This window comes from Mesorhizobium sp. B2-3-2 (assembly GCF_006442295.1).
Classification (GTDB): domain Bacteria; phylum Pseudomonadota; class Alphaproteobacteria; order Rhizobiales; family Rhizobiaceae; genus Mesorhizobium.
Genome location: NZ_VFWA01000016.1, coordinates 57458 through 73953, shown reverse-complemented (window position 1 = coordinate 73953; position 16496 = coordinate 57458). Strand labels below are relative to the sequence as shown.

Here is a 16496-nt window from a genome sequence, read left to right as displayed (position 1 = left end):
TGTAACATCGCTCGCATCCTCCCCTTGGGGTGCCTGCCCAAGGGTGAAACAGCCTTGCGCTCCCCTGTGCGGATCGCTGTCATCCACCTGTCATCGCCGGGCGTTACCCGCTTGCGGCAAAGCAAATGGGGAATCAACTTGCCATGACGGACGTTTCCGCAGATCTGATCTTTCGCCGCGGCAAGGAAGTTGGAAAAGCGGTCTACCAGAACCGTCCCCTGTCGAAGGCCGGAATTTCCGAACGGCTGTTCGCCTTCCTGTTTTCGGGCCTGGTCTACCCGCAGATCTGGGAAGATCCCGATGTCGACATGGACGCAATGCAGCTTGGCGAAGGCCACCGCGTCGTCACCATTGCCTCCGGCGGTTGCAATATCCTGGCCTATCTCACCCGATCGCCGGCCAGGATCGACGCCGTCGATCTCAACGCCGCTCACATTGCCTTGAACCGCATGAAGCTGGAGGCCGTGCGCCACCTGCCATCGCAGGGCGACCTGTTCCGCTTCTTCGGCGCCGCCGGCACCAGCCACAATTCGCAGGCTTACGACCGCTTCATCGCACCGCACCTCGACCCGGTCAGCCGCCACTACTGGGAGCGCCGCAACTGGCACGGTATCAGGCGCATCGCCGTTTTCGACCGTAATTTCTACCAGACCGGCCTGCTTGGCCTGTTCATCGCCATGGGCCACCGCACGGCGAAATTCTTCGGCGTCGACCCTGCCGGCATAATGGAAGCCAGGAACATCGGCGAGCAGCGCCGCTTCTTCAACGAGGAGCTGGCGCCGGTGTTTGACAAGAAACTCTTGAAATGGGCGACTTCGCGCAAGGCCTCGCTGTTCGGCCTCGGCATCCCACCGGCGCAGTACGATTCCCTGATCACCTCCGGCGACGGCACCATGGCCAGCGTGCTGAAAGCCCGGTTGGAGAAGCTCGCATGCGATTTTCCATTGAAAAACAATTATTTCGCCTGGCAGGCCTTTGCCCGGCGCTACCCTGAACCCGGCGAAGCCGCCCTGCCCGCCTATCTTGAAAAGCAGAACTACGAGACCATCCGCGGTAACGTCGACCGCGTCGCCATCCACCATGCCAATCTGATCGAATTTCTGGCAGGCAAGGACGCCGGAGCGGTCGACCGGTTCATCCTGCTCGATGCGCAGGACTGGATGACAGACGACCAGCTCAATGCGCTGTGGTCGGAAATCACCCGCACCGCCTCCGCCGGCGCTCGCGTCGTCTTCCGCACCGCGGCCGAGCCAAGTCTGCTTCCGGGCCGTGTCTCCGCTTCCCTGCTCGACCAATGGAGCTACGAGAGCGACGCCTCGCGCGAATTCTCGGCCCGCGACCGCTCGGCAATCTATGGCGGCTTTCATCTCTACGTGAAGCGCGCCTGATGAGCACGACCGAGCTGCCTGCCAGCCACGCCGAACTGATGGACGGCGTCTACCGCTGGCAGCGCCACATCTACGACCTGACCCGCAAATACTATCTGCTTGGCCGCGACCGGCTGATATCAGGGCTGGACGTTCCCCCGGGTGGCACGGTGCTGGAGCTCGGCTGCGGCACCGGGCGCAACATCATCCTCGCCGCCCGCAGCTATCCCGGCGCGCGCTTCTTCGGCCTCGACATCTCGGCAGAGATGCTGGAGACCGCCGGCACCGCGATTGCCCGCGAAGGCATGTCCGATCGCGTCATGCTGGCAAGGGGCGACGCCACGGACTTCGACGTAAAGGCACTGTTTGGCCGCGACAGCTTCGACCGTGTCTTCGTGTCCTATTCACTGTCGATGATCCCCGACTGGGAAAAGACGGTCTCCGCCGCGCTGACGACGCTCGCTCCGGGTGGTTCCCTGCACATCGTCGACTTCGGCCAGCAGGAAGGCCTGCCGGACTGGTTTCGGACCCTGCTTCGCGGCTGGCTCAGAAAATTCCACGTCGCGCCGCGTGAAACGCTGCGCGAGGTACTGGAATCGGAATCGCGAAAAACCGGCGCAACCTTCCGTTTCCGCACACTTTATCGTGGCTACGCCTGGCTGGCGGTGGTCCGGCCGAGCAGCTGACCGGCTAGCGCAGCGCCTTCACCAGCGCCCCCACCATCGTCTGCGGGCGATAGCCGAGCTTGGCCGGCGTCAGGCCGAGCCGCACCACCACCAGTTGCTCGGAAGGAATGATGGCGACGGTCTGCCCGTCATGACCTTCCATCCAGTAGGTGTCCTTGGGCAGGCCGGCCACCACGCCGGCACCGGGATTTTCCTCGTCGCCCGGCGCCTCGATCCACACCTGCCCTTTGCCGTAGACTTTCGAGGTCGACGCCGGCTCGCGCATCCAGTCGACGAAACCGGCCGGCAATATCTGGTTGCCGTTCCAGACCCCGCCCTGCAGCAGGAACTGGCCGAAGCGGGCCCAGTCATGGCCGGTGGCGTAGAGATAGGATGAGCCGACGAATGTGCCCTGCTCGTCGGTCTCGAGCACCGCGCTGTGCATGCCCAGCGGCTCGAAAAGCGCCGTGCGCGGCCACGTCAACGCCTTGGCCTTGTCGCCGACCGCATCCTGCCAGAGCCGTGACAGCATCACCGCCGTTCCGCTCGAATAGGAGAACACCTTGCCCACTTCGCCGGTAAGCGGCTTGGCTTCGGCAAAACCCGCCATGTCGGGTTCGAGATAGAGCATGCGTGTCACATCGGCGACGTCGCCATAGTCCTCGTTGAATTCCAGCCCGCTCGACATCGCCATCATGTCGGCAAGGCTGATCGCGGCGCGGCCATCGGCCTTCCAGGGCGCGAAAAGGCCCTGGTTGGTCATCGCCATCTTGCCGTCCTTGACAAGCGTGCCGACTATGGCGGCATTGACCGTCTTGGTCATCGACCAGCCGAGCAACGGCGTCCGGGCGGAAAAACCATCGCCATAGCGTTCCGCCACGACGCGGCCGTTCTTGAGCACCACCACGGCGCGCATGCCGGCGCCTGTCATGGTGGCATCGTCGACGATCTTCGCCACCTCCGGGTTCTGCGAGGCTTCGACCCGCTCGCCTTCCGGCCACAGCGCGTCCTGTCCTACCGCCGAGGGTTCGACATGGATCGCCGTGCGCCGCGCCTTGCCGACATCGCCATCGGGAACCGAGGCGCAGCCCAGCCCGTCGCGGGAAACCGCGATGCTCTTGCCGAGGAAGCCAAGCAGGCCGGCGGAGACTGTGCCCCGGTTCTTGTCGACCGAGACCCGCATCAGCTTGAGCAAGGGATGACCGGGCGCCTGCACGTCAATGGCAAGCACCTCGTTGGCGTCGCGTCCGGCGATGAAAACGTTGGAGCAGACGATCTTTGCCGAATAGCCCGAGCCAACCCGGATCAGTTCGGGCGGCGCGAAATAGAGCCACCCGAACAGCGCCACGACCGCCAGCACCACCAGGCCGAGCAGCCATTTGACGATCTTGGCAATGATCCGCATCTTTCCCATCCCCCGAATGAAGGCTCGATCCATGTCATCGATTTGCCGCCATTGCTTCCGCAAAATCAGGGCTGTTGTCGAGCGCCGTCAACCAGATATCAACCATGATCGGCGATCACAGATGCATGTCGCCCAAGAGCGCGCCGCGTTTTTGGGGTCACGGCACGAAGACAAATAGTTGAAGCGCGCCGAAAAATGCGCGCTTTGAAGATACCGGGCGATGGAGTGGGGCTGTCGTCCGGCGGGGGCCAGACCAAGCGCCGGCCATCAGTTACAGACCCATCAGCGACCGGCTGAAACCGGCTCGGGAGTTGTGATGCGTCGTCTCGCGGTTCTTTTCATGCTGACGCTGCTGGGCGCCTGCTCGACCGTGGAGGATCTGTCGCCACTGTCGCCATCCAGCGCCCCCACGGTTGCGGCGCGTGCGCCCCGCTTCGCCGATTCCAAGCCGCACGAATGGGACAGCGGCGCGCCGTGGAACTACGCCGTTCACGGCACCGACGTCTCAAAATACCAGACCTCGGTCGACTGGCCGACCGCCAAGGCCAGCGGCATTTCCTTCGCTTTCATCAAGGCGACGGAGGGCGGCGACCGTTTCGATGATTATTTCAACGAGCATTGGGCGCGCACCAAAGCCGCCGGCATTCCTCGTGCCGCCTATCATTTCTTCTATTTCTGCACTCCGGCGGCGGTACAGGCGCGCTGGTTCATCCGGAATGTCCCCGTCGACCCCTCGGCCATGCCGCCGGTACTGGACATGGAATGGAACCCGAAATCGCCAACCTGCAGACTGCGGCCGGACGCGGCCACCGTGCGCGCGGAGATGACCACCTTCCTCGAAATCGTCGAGCGGCACTACGGCAAAAAGCCGATCATCTATACGTCGGTGGACTTCTTTGAAGACAACGAGCTGTCGACCTTCCGCGGCTATCCCTACTGGCTACGCTCCGTCGCCGGCCACCCGCGCCAGAAATATGGCAGCCACCCCTTCACCTTCTGGCAGTACACTGGAACCGGCATCGTTCCCGGCATGACCGGCAAGTCCGATATAAACGTCTTCAACGGCAGCCAGGCCGCCTGGAACAAATGGTTGAGGCAGAACACCCGCTGACACCGTGTCAACGGCAGCCAGGCCGCCCGGAGAAAGAGCTGCGGCAGAACACCCGCTGACACCGTGTCAACGGCAGCCAAGCCGCCTGGGAAAAGGGCTGCGGCAGAACACCCGTTGACACCGGGCCTGCCGCCTGCTTTCGACACGGCCGGCGGGCAAAAGTGCAACCGCCGGTATTCCGGGGCGGCGCGCATCCAGATGGACACGCCAGGCCGCTCGGAATCATGAATGTCGAAAGGAAGTCGATGCGACTGCGTTCCCAAGCCCTCGCGACGCTGTTCCTGTGCGCCACGGCCTTGCCGGCGATTGCGCAGGAATGCGGCGGCGACTTCGAAACCTGGAAGCAGGGCGTGGCTGCGGAAGCCAGGGCGGCGGGTGTCGGCGCTGTCGGTCTCGAGGCGCTCGAGGATGCCAGCTTCGACGAGAGGGCGCTGGCGCGCGACCGCGCGCAGGGCGTCTTCACCCAGACCTTCACCGAGTTCTCCAACCGGATGATCTCGGCCTACCGGCTGAAGCAGGGCGCGGCGAACATGAAGAAATATGCCGATATCTTCGCCCGCGCCGACCAGCAGTTCGGCGTCCAGGCGCCGGTCATCACCGCCTTCTGGGCGCTGGAGACCGATTTCGGCGCCGTGCAGGGCGATTTTCATACGCTGAGCGCGCTGGTGACGCTTTCCCATGATTGTCGCCGCCCCCAGTTGTTCCGGCAGCAACTGGTGCCGCTACTGGAACTGATCGATCATGGTGTGCTGCCGGCCGACGTTAACGGCGCCTGGGCTGGCGAGATCGGCCAGACGCAAATCCTGCCTTCCGACTATCTCGCCCGCGGCGTCGACGGCGACGGCGACGGCAAGATCGACCTGCGGGGCAGCGTGCCGGACGTGATCATGACCACGGCCAACAAGGTGCTGTCGCGCGGCTGGAAGCGCGACGAGCCCTGGATCCAGGAAGTGCGCGTGCCCGACGAGATGCCATGGGACCAGACCGGGCGCACCAACAAATTGCCGCTGACGCAGTGGGCGCAGTGGGGCGTCACCAATCCCGACGGCTCGCCGCTGGTCGACAAGGGCCTGAAGGCCGGGCTGGCGCTGCCCATGGGCCGCAAGGGACCGGCCTTCCTCACTTACGACAATTTCGACGTCTATCTCGAATGGAACCAGTCCTTCACCTACGCGCTGACCGCGGCCAATCTTGCCGCGCGGCTGGCCGGTGCGCCACCGATCGACCCGCGCGATCCCGAACCGGGGCTCAACAACGAGCAGATGAAGGCTTTGCAGACCAAGCTGGAAGCCAAGGGCTACGATGTTGGCACGGTCGACGGGATCCTGGGCACCAACACCCGCGAAGCCATCCGCAAGGAGCAGACGCGGCTGGGATTGCCCGTGGACGGCTGGCCGACGCCGGAGCTTCTAGCGAAGCTGTGATAGGGAATGAAGCTGTGAGTAGGGAATAGTGACGGACCGATTTCACTACTCACTACTCACTACTCACTACTTAATCCGCCATCGTCTCCAGACTCGCCAATCCCACCGGCGCATCGCCCTCGTCGAACGACGTCGCCACCTCGACGAAAGTGTCGGGATAGAAGCCGTTGAAGCGGGTTCTCAGCGACAGCGAATAGGCGCCGATATGGCCGATCTCGATCCAGTCGCCGGTATCGACGGTTTCCGGCAGCCAGAACGGCCGCGACAATATGTCGACGGAATCGCAGGTCGCGCCGCAGACTTTGAATGGCACGATGGTCTTCTCATCGCCATTGCGCGTGCGGATCGCCGGATCGGGAATGAAGCGTGCCGGCAGCGTGATCTTGCCGGTCCATGAATCCGACAGCGACGCCCAGATGCCATCATTGATGTAGAGCCGCTTGCCCTTGCGCAACAGCACCCGCACGATCAGCGACAGGCAGCGCGCCACGATCACCCGCCCCGGCTCGGCCACCAGCGGCATCTGGTCGAACTGGTATTCCTTGAGGTCTCCAGAAAGCCGCGACATGATCTGGCCGAGCGACGGCATCGCGACCTGCTTGCGATTGGGATCGTGTCCGTATTCGGCCGGAAAACCGCCGCCGACATCGAGGCCGGCCAGGTCGAAGGTCAGCCGGTTGCGCACCCAGTCGGCCGAGGCCAATGCCCTTTCGTAGGTGTCGGGGTCCTCGATCTGACTGCCGACATGGAAGCATAGCCCGACCTTGTAGCCGGTGCGGTTCAGCCGCTCGGCGAGTTCGACCGCGTAGGCCGGCCCGGCGCCGAACTTCTTCGACAACTCGTAGGCTGCATGGCCTTTGGTCTGCACCCGCACGAACACGCTGACGGCGCCCGGGTCGATGTCGAGCGCCCTGACCACCCGCGTCAGCTTGGTGATCTCGTCCTCGTGGTCGAGCGCAATCACGCGGATGCCGTATGTCTCCAACGCCAGCTTGATGTCCGACTGCGCCTTGACAGGATGCATGTAGAGCATCTCGGCATCGGCCGAGACCGCGCGCACGGCGGCGAACTCGCCGGGCGAGGCCACGTCGAAAGCGGAGACGCCGGCCTCGACCAGCGTCTTCAGCACGATCTGCTCGCCATTGGTCTTGACCGCATAAGCCGTCTTGCCGGGGAACATGCCCATGAACTGCAAGGCATCGGCCTTCAGCACCTGCGGGCGGAAGCAGTAGACCGGATCGTCCGGGCGAAGCGCCAGTGCCGCCTCGCGGGCATTCTCGAATCGCTGCATGGACGAATCCTTGACCTAGCCTGCGCACAATTAATCCAAGCTAGCGGCCAATGAAAACAATTCTGTGTCTCGTGCGCCTGACGGCAGGGCTAGGGTTGTCAGGGGGACAGCCCATCGGGCAGGTTTCGGGTGGTTCTTGCCTGCGAAGCGGATATGGCTTCTGTCTGGCTGCCTGCATTCGGCCATCCGGGGGGAACGCATCACATGGCAATAGCCGCGACATCAGCACCGCGCGGACCGATGGCGATCAAGGACTGGTCGCAGCTTCTGCTGCTCGGCGCGATCTGGGGCGGCTCCTTTTTCTTCGCCCGCATTGCCCTGGCGGAGCTTCACCCGCTGGTGCTGGTGCTGTTTCGCGTCGCCATCGCGGCACTCGCTTTGCAGCTCTATCTGTTCCTGCGCGGCCCGTCCTTCCGCCTTGCCCTTCCTCATGCAGGACTGTTCTTCCTGCTGGCCTTCACCAACAACGTCGTGCCTTTCTCGCTGATCTTCGCCGGCCAGACTGAGCTTGGCGCCGGCGTCGCCTCGGTGCTCAATGCGACCACGCCGTTCTGGACGCTGATCCTCGCCAACGCCCTGACATCGGACGAGAAGCTTTCCTGGAACAAGCTGGCCGGCATTGCGCTTGGCGTCGCCGGCACGGCTGTGATGATTGGCCCCGGCCTGGTGGCCGGCCTCGGCGGCCCGGTCTGGGCCAAATTCGCGCTGATCGGAGCATCGTTGTCCTACGGCGTCGCACTGATAGTCGCTCGCCCCTTCAAGGGCGTGCCCTCGCCGGTCATCGCCACCGGGCAGCTGACCGCCTCGACCATCATCATGATCCCGGTCGTGCTGCTTGCGCATGGTCCCGCCGGCCTGCTCTCGGCCTCGGCGCCGGTCTGGGCGGCGGTGCTGGCGCTGGCGCTGCTGTCCACCGCCTTCGCCTATATCCTCTATTTCAACCTCGTCGCCTCGGCCGGCGCCACCAACGCCTCACTGGTGACGCTGATCGTGCCGGTGAGTGCCATGCTGCTCGGTTTCCTGTTCCTCGGCGAGCGGCTGGAATTGTTCGAAATCGGCGGCATGGTGCTGATCGGTCTTGGCCTGATTACCATAGACGGGCGGCTGTTCATCCGCAGGGTAGCGCTGCCATGACATGCCAACGACACGAAGCCGCCATAATTTATTCACAGGTTCGTATCTGGTTTTGCCTAGAAGTTTCAACGCCTAACGGCGAAAATGAGGTCGCAAACTCCACAATCGCGTCGCAATGCAGCACATTTTCCGCTTGCCTGTGGCACAAATGACCCTAGACTCCGGCCATAGCTCTTTAAGAGGAGGCTATGTCATGGGACTTACGAGGCCAATCAACGCATTGATGATCTGTGCTGCGTTTGCATTCATCGGCGCCCTCATTATAGGCGTTCTTCCCTGAACCCGCCAAAAACGGGGAAGACCAGCACCCAATAATCAACCAATTTGAAAGGCCGGGTTTTTACCCGGCCTTTCTGCATCTCAAACCCGGTTCAGGCGGCTGCGGAGCCAGCCACTTCCGCCTCATGCGAGCGGATGCCGATCATGTGGCAGACGGCAAAGACGAGGTCGGCCCGGTTCATCGTATAGAAGTGGAAATCGCCCACGCCCCGCTCGACCAGATCCAGCACCTGCTCGGCCGCCACCGCCGACGCGACCAACGCATGCGTCTGCGGATCGTTCTGCAGGCCGTCGAAACGTTCGGCCAGCCATGCCGGCACCAGCGCGCCGCAACGTGCCGAGAAATTGGCGACCTGGGTGAAATTGTGCACCGGCAGGATGCCCGGCACGATCGGAATGTAGATGCCGGCTCGGCGCGCGCGCTCGACATAGCGCTCGTAGAGATCGTTGTCGAAGAAGAATTGGGTGATCGCCCGCGTCGCGCCATTGTCGACCTTGCGCTTCAGCATGTCGATGTCGGTGGCGAAGTCGGGGCTTTCCGGATGCTTTTCCGGATAGGCCGAGACCGAGATGTCGAAATCGCCGGCGCTCTTCAGCGCGCCGACCAGCTCGGCGCCATTGGCATAGCCGTCCGGGTGCGGACGGTAGGCGGTGCCGACGCCCGCGGCCGGATCGCCGCGCAGGGCGACGAACCGCTTCACGCCCATGTCGGCAAATTCCTGGATCACCGCGTCGACCTCAGGGCGTGGAGCGTCGACGCAGGTCATGTGCGCTGCCGGCGTCAGGCTGGTCTCCTTCAGGATGCGGCCTACGGTGCGCGCCGTGCGCTCCCGAGTCGAACCGCCGGCGCCGTAGGTCACCGAGACGAATTTCGGCTTCAGCGGCTCCAGTCGGGTGACCGTGTCCCACAGCCTCGCCTCCATCTCGTCCGACTTTGGCGGGAAGAATTCGAAGGAAACCCTGATCTTGTCGCCAATGTCGGGGCGGCGGGAAAAGCGGAACTGGTTCATCAGGCGATTTCCCCTATCGAACTCACTTTGGTCTGCTGGCTGTCACTGGCAGGATCGGCGATCAGCAGGCGCCGGTCACGGCCAAGCCAGAGCTTGACCGTGAGCCTGGCCTCGGTGCCGCCGCGCGGCTCGAACTCCTGGGCATCTTCGAGATCGAGGCCGGCTTCGGAGAACCACTCGCCGATCTGCCGGTCGGAAAAGCCCAGTCGCATATGCGCGTGCTCGTCGCGCAGGAATTCCAGCGTGTGCGGCGCGAAATCGACGATCACCAGCCGTCCGGAAGGGCGCAGCAGCCGCGCCGCCTCATGGATGGCGCGGGCGGGATCGTCGAGATAGTGCAGCACCTGATGGATGGTGACCAGATCGAAGGCGTCGCGCTCGACCGGCGGCGAGAAGATGTCGCCCTGCCGCACCTGCGCATTGGAGACGCCGGCCTTGTCCAAATTGGCGCGCGCCACGGTCAGCATCTCGCGCGACATGTCGATGCCGATGCCGCGCCGGTAGAGCGGCGAGAAGATCTCCAGGAGTCGCCCAGTGCCGGTGCCGAGATCGAGCATCGACTGGAACGGCCGCTTCCCGACGAGCTTCATGAGCGCGGCCTCGACCGCACGGTCCGGCACGTGCAGGGAGCGGATATGGTCCCAGCTTGCCGCATTCACGGAAAAGTACTCGGTGGCCCGATCCTGCCGTTTGCGCTTGACCGAGGCCAGCCGCTCGAGATCGCGCTCGACCTGCGGATCGGCGCCGCGAATGCCGGCAACCAGCCGCAGCACGAAGTCGCGCGCGGAATCGGTATCCGACAGCCGGAAGAAGGCCCACGACCCCTCCTGGTAACGGCCGATCAGCCCGGCCTCCAAGAGCAGCTTCAGGTGCCGAGACACGCGTGGCTGCGACTGGCCGAGAATCTCGGTAAGATCGGACACGGTGAGATCGCCGCGCGACAGCAGCGCCAGTATGCGCAGGCGGCTCGATTCGGCCGCCGCCTTCAATGTGTCCACCATGGTGTCGAGCGAGACATGCATCAGCGTATTCTCTTTGAAAAAGATATAAACATATGTTTATGTCGATTTTCGAGGTCTTGCAAGCGCTATGTCGCTTCCGGACAACAAAATGCCGCATGCATGATTTCTCGGTGCATGTCGCCCGAAAATGTGTAGCGGTTTTGGGCGAACACATGCGCCAACAAAAAGATGGATAAAATGACCGGGCGACGTGAGATGTTCGAGGTGCGGGCGGGCGAGCAGAGGCTGGAGATCGATCCGGCGCTGATGCCGGCGGATGGCGGCGTCGTCTTCATCGGCCGCATCGTCTCGCCATGGACGACGCGCGAAACCTGCCCCAAGAACATGCGCGCGGCGCGCGAGACCGGGCAGCCGGCAGCACTGACGATCGACCCGCCCTACCGCGCCGGCTTGCAAGGGCTGGAGCGAGCCAGCCACCTCGTCATCCTGTCGTGGCTGCACCACGCGCCGCGGACTCTGATCGTGCAGAAACCGCGCCATGCGGCTGAAGCAAAAGGCGTATTCGGCCTGCGCTCCCCTGCCCGACCGAACCCGATCGGCCTGCATGTGGCGAAGCTGGTTGCGCTCGACATCGCCAGCGGGCGCATCGAGATCGACGCCATCGACGTGCTCGATGGCACCCCGGTTGTGGACATCAAGCCCTATTTCGCATCGACCGATGCCTTCGCCCAGGCAACCATCGAAGGGCGCGACGAATGATGAAGGCGCCGACCGGCCGCCGACGCGCCGTAGCCAAGGCGCTGACCGCGCTTCTGCCACTGGCGCCCTATGCCGATATGGAGAAGATCCGAGCCGATGCCGGCTCCGTTCACATGAAGACCCTGCCGCCGACGATTGCCGTGTGGCTGGCGACGATTGCCCATATCCGCCACGCCCATACCGACTACGAAAAGCTGCTCGCCGAAGGCTATGACCGCGACTCGGCACGTTTCTTCGTCATCGAGCAGACCAATGTCGTGCTCACCCGCTGGCGCGCCACCCGCCTGCTCGACGCCGACGACGAGGATGATTGAAGCGGTTGCCGGTCCGGCACGGCACTCGGTTGCATGGCTGGCCAACTTCACCTCGAGGACGAACGACGCCGGATGACTGGCTCTATGCCCTCTGCCTGACACCGATAGCCTGTGATGCAAGGAGGTGCCGATGAGCCAGACCGCACAGGATACACAGTCGCTGCCTGTGGTGAGCGACCGCCACGTCGACCCGCACACTTATCCCGACGGCATCGCCTTCCTCGACGGCCAGTACCTGCCGATGTCGCAAGCCAAGGTTTCCGTGCTGGACTGGGGGTTCCTGCATTCCGATGCCACTTACGACACGGTGCATGTCTGGAACGGCCGCTTCTTCAGGCTTGACCTGCATCTCGACCGCTTCTTCGGAGGACTGGAGAAATTGCGCATGACGATCCCGTTCGACCGCGACGGCGTGACCGGGATCCTGCACGATTGCGTGGCACTGTCGGGACACCGCGCCGCCTATGTCGAAATGCTGTGCACGCGCGGCGCTTCCCCTACTTTCAGCCGCGATCCGCGGCAGTCGATCAATCGCTTCATGGCATTTGCCGTGCCGTTCGGCTCGGTCGCCAATGCCGAGCAGTTACAGCGCGGCCTCAATGTCGCCATCAGCGACAAGGTGCGCATTCCGCCGGCCTCGATCGACCCGGCGGTCAAGAATTACCACTGGCTCGACCTGGTGCGCGGCCTTTACGATGCCTATGACCGCGGCGCGGAGACAGCGCTCATTCTCGACTTCAACGGCAATATCGCCGAAGGTCCGGGCTTCAACGTCTTCTGTGTCAAGGACGGCAAGCTCTCGACACCGGCCATCGGCGTCCTGCCCGGCATAACCCGCCGCACCGTCTTCGATCTCTGTGCGCTGGAAGGCCTGTTCGCCTCCCCGGCCGACGTCAGCGTCGCGGCATTGCGCGAGGCCGACGAGGTCTTCATCACCTCGACAGCCGGCGGCATCATGCCGGTCACGATGATCGACGGCAGCCCGGTCGCGGACGGCAGGCCCGGCGCGATCACCCGCCGACTGATGGCGCTCTATTGGGACAAGCATGAGGATCCAGCCTGGTCGAGCGCTGTACGCTATCCCTGACCGGTCGTGGCTCCCGTCCAAATAATTCCGCCACCGCCTCTGGAAAGTCGCGGGACGCATCGTATATGGCAAAAAGCGGAGAAGCCTCCGCTTATCTCTGAAAAATCACAGCCCGCACGGGCAAGGACTTCATCATGACAAACAAGGTTTGGTTCATCACCGGATCGTCGAAGGGTTTTGGCCGCGTCTGGGCCGAGGCCGCGCTCGCTCGCGGCGACCGCGTCGCGGCAACCGCCCGCGATGCCGGCACGCTCGCCGATCTCGTCGAGAAATATGGCGACAACATCGCCGCGATAAAGCTCGATGTCACCGACAAGAAAGCCGTCGATGCCGCAATCGCTGAGGCGCACAAGCGGTTTGGCCGGCTCGACATCGTCATCAACAATGCCGGCTATGGCCATTTCGGCGCCATCGAGGAGATCAGCGAACAGGAAGCCCGCGACCAGATCGAAACCAATGTGTTCGGCGCGCTCTGGGTCACCCAGGCCGCCTTGCCGATCATGCGGCCGCAGCGCTCCGGTCACATCATCCAGATCTCGTCGATCGGCGGCGTCAATGCCTTCGCCTCGCTTGGCCTCTACCACGCCTCGAAATGGGCGCTGGAAGCCTTCAGCCAGTCGCTGAGCCTCGAGGTCGCGGAGTTCGGCATCCATGTCACGCTGGTCGAGCCCGGCGGCTTCTCCACCGACTGGGCCGGTCCGTCGGCCAAGGTCTCCAAAGCGCTGGACGCCTATGCGCCCGCCCGCGCCGCCATGGCAGAGCGCCGCAGCCGCACCGTGGCCGGCGATCCCGAGGCCACCGGACCGGCGATGCTGGCCATCGTCGACGCAGCCGAGCCACCTCTCAGAGTGTTCTTCGGCGACGGCGGGCTGCCGATGATCAAGCAGGAATACGCCAACCGCATCGCCACCTGGGAAAAGTGGGACCATGTTTCGGTCATGGCGCAAGGCGCCAACAAGAACCGCAAGGCCTAGTCCGGGTCGCTCAGCCACGCCGTTTCGAGCGGCGTGGCTGTCTCATAAGGCGCGATAAATCCACTGCTCGGGCACCCGCACGGAGATTTCCTCGCCGGACCTGACGACGCCAGGCTTCTCGACCCAGGCGACAAGGCCCCGCAGCCGCTTGGCCACTTTCGGAAAGAGCAGCGCGGTGGCGACGTGGTCCGCCGCCCTGACATGCTCGGCGATCGATTGTCCGGCGACGCGGCATGGCTTGTTCTGGGCATCGATCTTGATCGTCACGCCACCCTTGAAGAACAGCAACGAGCCCGATGGCAGCATCGAAAGATGCGGGATCCCCTCGATCAGCAAATTGGCGCCGATCCACTCGGGCTTGATCTCCTCGATGCCCATGCGTTCGGCGACCAGCGCGAGTTCGTCCGCCGCCACCAGCGACAACTGCCTCTCGTTGCGCATCTCGGTGCCGCGCGGATACCAGGGTTCGCGCCCGCCGGAGCGTCGCGTTGTCCCGGCATGAAAATCGCCCGCTATGCCGTCGAAGCCCAGTTGCAATTCCTCGACCGCCTTGGTCGCGAAATGGTCGAACGGTGCGGCATAGAGCGCCGCCGCCCTTGCCGCCAGCCTGCGGCCCGGCACGATGTCGACCGTCAGGTCCGCCGGAAAAAGCCTTGGGTTGGTTTCCTGCATCGGTCTGGTCTAGAGGCCCTCCGCAATGCGGTCCAGTCGAAAGCGCTGATGATCCGATCAGGCCGTTTGATGCCGATCACGACTTTCTTGCCGGAAACGCAGTTGCCGCCCAAAGCGCGCCGCATTGCCGCCGCGCCGCCGGCATAGACGAGGGCGCCAGATCGGGAGGAGGTTCGGGTCATGCAGGTGGGACACGCCGTTGCCGCGCTCTGGTTGTCCTGGCTGGTATCGTGGATCCTTGCCGCTTCATGGGCGGATCCCGTGCGCAAGCGGGCGGATTTCGGGGCGGAGGCACGATATCGGGTTCTCTGGCTCGCCGGTACCGTCCTGCTGTTCGTTCCGGCGCACGGCTATGTGGGCCGGCTTCGGCTCTGGACACTCACGCTACCCCAAGCCTGGATTTGCGTCGCCCTGATCGCCATCGGCATCGCCTTTGCATGGTGGGCCCGCCTGCATCTCGGCCGGCTGTGGTCCAGCACGGTAACCGCCAAGGCCGATCATCGCGTCATCGACACCGGTCCTTACGCGCTTGTCCGTCATCCGATCTATACGGGCCTGCTGCTTTCGATCTTTGCCACCATGGCCGTCAAGGGCACGGTATGGGCGTCGCGGGTGCGGCCCTGCTGCTTGCCGGGATCGTCGTCAAGGCGAGGCTGGAGGAAAGTTTCCTGCGCGGCGAGCTTGGGCCCGCCTATGACGATTACGCGCGCCGCGTGCCGATGCTGGTTCCCTTCCCGCCGGCCTGAAGCGGCAAGCGCCCGTCCTACAGCATCCGCAGCAGCGCGCCGCCGATCGAATACCCCGCGCCGAAAGCGCAGATCAGCCCGAAGTCGCCCGCCTTCATGTCGGCATGGTTCTCCGACAACGCGACGATGGCGCCGGCGCCCGCCGTGTTGCCGAGACGCTCCAGCACCATGGGCGCGCGGTCATGATCGACCTCGTGGCCGAATGACAGTTTCAGGATCATGGCGTTCATGCGCGCATTGGCCTGGTGCAGCCAGAAGCGTCGCACCGCCTGCGGCGTCAGGCCGTGCTCGGCCAGGAACTCGACGATGAATTTGTGCCCGGCGACGGTGACTTCCTTGAACACCTTGTTGCCGACCTGCTTGATGAGGTTGCCCTCCAGATCGATCCTGTAGGGATCGTCCTGTGCGGTGCGGGTGTGATAGCCGAGATTGGTGCGGATGTTGTTCGACATCTGCGTCCAGATACGCGTGTCGAGCACCTCGAAACGTCCCGGCCGTTTCTCGCCGAGTGCCAGCCCCTCGACCACCATCGACACCGAGGCGTCGCCGAAGATGAAATGCGTCTGCCGGTCGCGGAAATTGAGATGGCCGGTGATGATCTCCGGCGTCGTCACCAGGATGCGCTTATGCGCGCCCGCGCGCACCAGATTGACCGCCATGTGCAGTGCCGCCGCGGCGGAGGAGCAGCCGAGCCCCATGTCGAACCCCGCCCCTTTGGTGCCCAGGGCTTGCTGCATCTCGATGGCGATCGCCGGATAGGGCCGCTGGTGGTGCGAGGCCGAGCAGATCACCAGGTCGATATCGGACGGCGTCAGCCCGGCATGGTCAAGCGCCTTGCGGGCCGAAGCGATGCCGAACTCGGCCTCCAGCGACAGCGCATCGTCCGGCCGTGCGGGAATGCGCGGCGCCATGCGGGTCGGATCGAGTATGCCTTCGCGCTCGATCACATGACGGCTGCGCACGCCCGAGGCGTGGACGATGAAATCGCTGTCCGATTTCTGCAGCAGCGGCTGGTCCGTGCCCGACCGGCGCGCGTTCTCCGTGTCGACCCAGTTGTTGAAGCTGGCGACCAGTTCCTCATTGCTGATCTCGGGCTCGGGGATTTCGACGCCGATGCCGCTGATGATGACGCGATGCATGTTCAGTCCGTCCCATCCGCAGGCGTTCAGGGGCTTTGATGTGGGCGCTAGGGAGGCCCGGCGCAACCCTTGTCGCATTGAGCCGGTTTATGCCAGCTTAAACCGGTTGCCGCGTCCCCTCACCATGCGCACAGTTTGGTGTTCGTCTGCGGGCTGT

Annotated in this window: 16 protein-coding genes and 1 pseudogene; 11 read left to right on the top strand and 6 right to left on the bottom strand. The window is 63.9% G+C overall.

All coding sequences use genetic code 11. The annotated features are described in order from the left end of the window. The first annotated feature begins 143 nt into the window (after positions 1-143). Both FJ964_RS25865 and FJ964_RS25860 read left to right on the top strand, forming a co-directional pair. Positions 144-1388, top strand: coding sequence for a DUF3419 family protein (locus tag FJ964_RS25865; protein ID WP_224713378.1), 1245 nt, complete (start codon positions 144-146; stop codon positions 1386-1388). Next, the gene (locus tag FJ964_RS25860; protein ID WP_140553084.1) at positions 1388-2053 is read left to right on the top strand and encodes a class I SAM-dependent methyltransferase; all 666 of its coding nucleotides are present in this window, start codon (positions 1388-1390) and stop codon (positions 2051-2053) included. The genes FJ964_RS25865 and FJ964_RS25860 overlap by 1 nt, the downstream gene beginning before the upstream one ends. 4 nt (positions 2054-2057) lie before the next feature. Here the strand turns inward: FJ964_RS25860 and FJ964_RS25855 are convergent, their stop codons facing one another. After that, positions 2058-3437, bottom strand: coding sequence for a serine hydrolase (locus FJ964_RS25855; protein ID WP_140553082.1), 1380 nt, complete (start codon positions 3435-3437; stop codon positions 2058-2060). 316 nt (positions 3438-3753) lie between these two features. Here FJ964_RS25855 and FJ964_RS25850 point away from each other — a divergent pair, with 316 nt between their 5' ends. After that, positions 3754-4548 carry a GH25 family lysozyme gene (locus FJ964_RS25850; RefSeq protein ID WP_140553080.1) on the top strand — a complete coding sequence of 265 codons (795 nt, stop codon included), beginning with the start codon at positions 3754-3756 and terminating at the stop codon, positions 4546-4548. A 245-nt stretch (positions 4549-4793) separates the two neighbouring features. Next, complete coding sequence (locus FJ964_RS25845) at positions 4794-5972, top strand: lytic murein transglycosylase (RefSeq protein ID WP_140553078.1); 1179 nt, start codon at positions 4794-4796, stop codon at positions 5970-5972. A gap of 70 nt (positions 5973-6042) precedes the next feature. Here the strand turns inward: FJ964_RS25845 and FJ964_RS25840 are convergent, their stop codons facing one another. Continuing rightward, entirely contained in the window at positions 6043-7263 is a 1221-nt protein-coding gene (locus FJ964_RS25840; RefSeq protein ID WP_140553076.1) for an alanine racemase, read from the bottom strand. A 204-nt stretch (positions 7264-7467) separates the two neighbouring features. On the opposite strand from FJ964_RS25840, the gene FJ964_RS25835 reads away from it, so the two are divergent. Next, entirely contained in the window at positions 7468-8397 is a 930-nt protein-coding gene (locus FJ964_RS25835; protein ID WP_140553074.1) for a DMT family transporter, read from the top strand. A gap of 371 nt (positions 8398-8768) precedes the next feature. Here FJ964_RS25835 and metF read toward each other — a convergent pair whose 3' ends face one another. Beyond that, entirely contained in the window at positions 8769-9686 is a 918-nt protein-coding gene (gene metF / locus FJ964_RS25830; RefSeq protein WP_140553072.1) for a methylenetetrahydrofolate reductase [NAD(P)H], read from the bottom strand. Then, positions 9686-10708: a metalloregulator ArsR/SmtB family transcription factor gene (locus tag FJ964_RS25825; protein WP_140553070.1), complete on the bottom strand. Its 1023-nt coding sequence runs from the start codon at positions 10706-10708 to the stop codon at positions 9686-9688. The genes metF and FJ964_RS25825 overlap by 1 nt, the downstream gene beginning before the upstream one ends. A gap of 177 nt (positions 10709-10885) precedes the next feature. On the opposite strand from FJ964_RS25825, the gene tsaA reads away from it, so the two are divergent. From tsaA to FJ964_RS25805, 4 genes are all read left to right on the top strand, one after another. Continuing rightward, complete coding sequence (gene tsaA / locus FJ964_RS25820; RefSeq protein ID WP_140553069.1) at positions 10886-11407, top strand: tRNA (N6-threonylcarbamoyladenosine(37)-N6)-methyltransferase TrmO; 522 nt, start codon at positions 10886-10888, stop codon at positions 11405-11407. Continuing rightward, positions 11407-11721, top strand: coding sequence for a DUF2293 domain-containing protein (locus FJ964_RS25815; RefSeq protein ID WP_140553168.1), 315 nt, complete (start codon positions 11407-11409; stop codon positions 11719-11721). The genes tsaA and FJ964_RS25815 overlap by 1 nt, the downstream gene beginning before the upstream one ends. Before the next feature lie 130 nt (positions 11722-11851). Further along, the gene (locus FJ964_RS25810) at positions 11852-12808 is read left to right on the top strand and encodes a D-amino acid aminotransferase (RefSeq protein WP_140553067.1); all 957 of its coding nucleotides are present in this window, start codon (positions 11852-11854) and stop codon (positions 12806-12808) included. A gap of 134 nt (positions 12809-12942) precedes the next feature. Then, complete coding sequence (locus FJ964_RS25805; RefSeq protein ID WP_140553066.1) at positions 12943-13782, top strand: SDR family oxidoreductase; 840 nt, start codon at positions 12943-12945, stop codon at positions 13780-13782. 42 nt (positions 13783-13824) lie between these two features. Here the strand turns inward: FJ964_RS25805 and FJ964_RS25800 are convergent, their stop codons facing one another. Continuing rightward, entirely contained in the window at positions 13825-14454 is a 630-nt protein-coding gene (locus FJ964_RS25800; RefSeq protein WP_140553064.1) for an MOSC domain-containing protein, read from the bottom strand. A 180-nt stretch (positions 14455-14634) separates the two neighbouring features. On the opposite strand from FJ964_RS25800, the pseudogene FJ964_RS31555 reads away from it, so the two are divergent. Both FJ964_RS31555 and FJ964_RS31550 read left to right on the top strand, forming a co-directional pair. Then, positions 14635-15000, top strand: a pseudogene (locus tag FJ964_RS31555) (isoprenylcysteine carboxylmethyltransferase family protein); the annotation flags it as partial. Between the two features lie 53 nt (positions 15001-15053). Then, positions 15054-15200: a hypothetical protein gene (locus FJ964_RS31550; RefSeq protein ID WP_224713377.1), complete on the top strand. Its 147-nt coding sequence runs from the start codon at positions 15054-15056 to the stop codon at positions 15198-15200. A 17-nt stretch (positions 15201-15217) separates the two neighbouring features. Here the strand turns inward: FJ964_RS31550 and FJ964_RS25790 are convergent, their stop codons facing one another. Continuing rightward, positions 15218-16339 carry a beta-ketoacyl-ACP synthase III gene (locus FJ964_RS25790; protein ID WP_140553063.1) on the bottom strand — a complete coding sequence of 374 codons (1122 nt, stop codon included), beginning with the start codon at positions 16337-16339 and terminating at the stop codon, positions 15218-15220. Between the last annotated feature and the right edge of the window lie 157 nt (positions 16340-16496).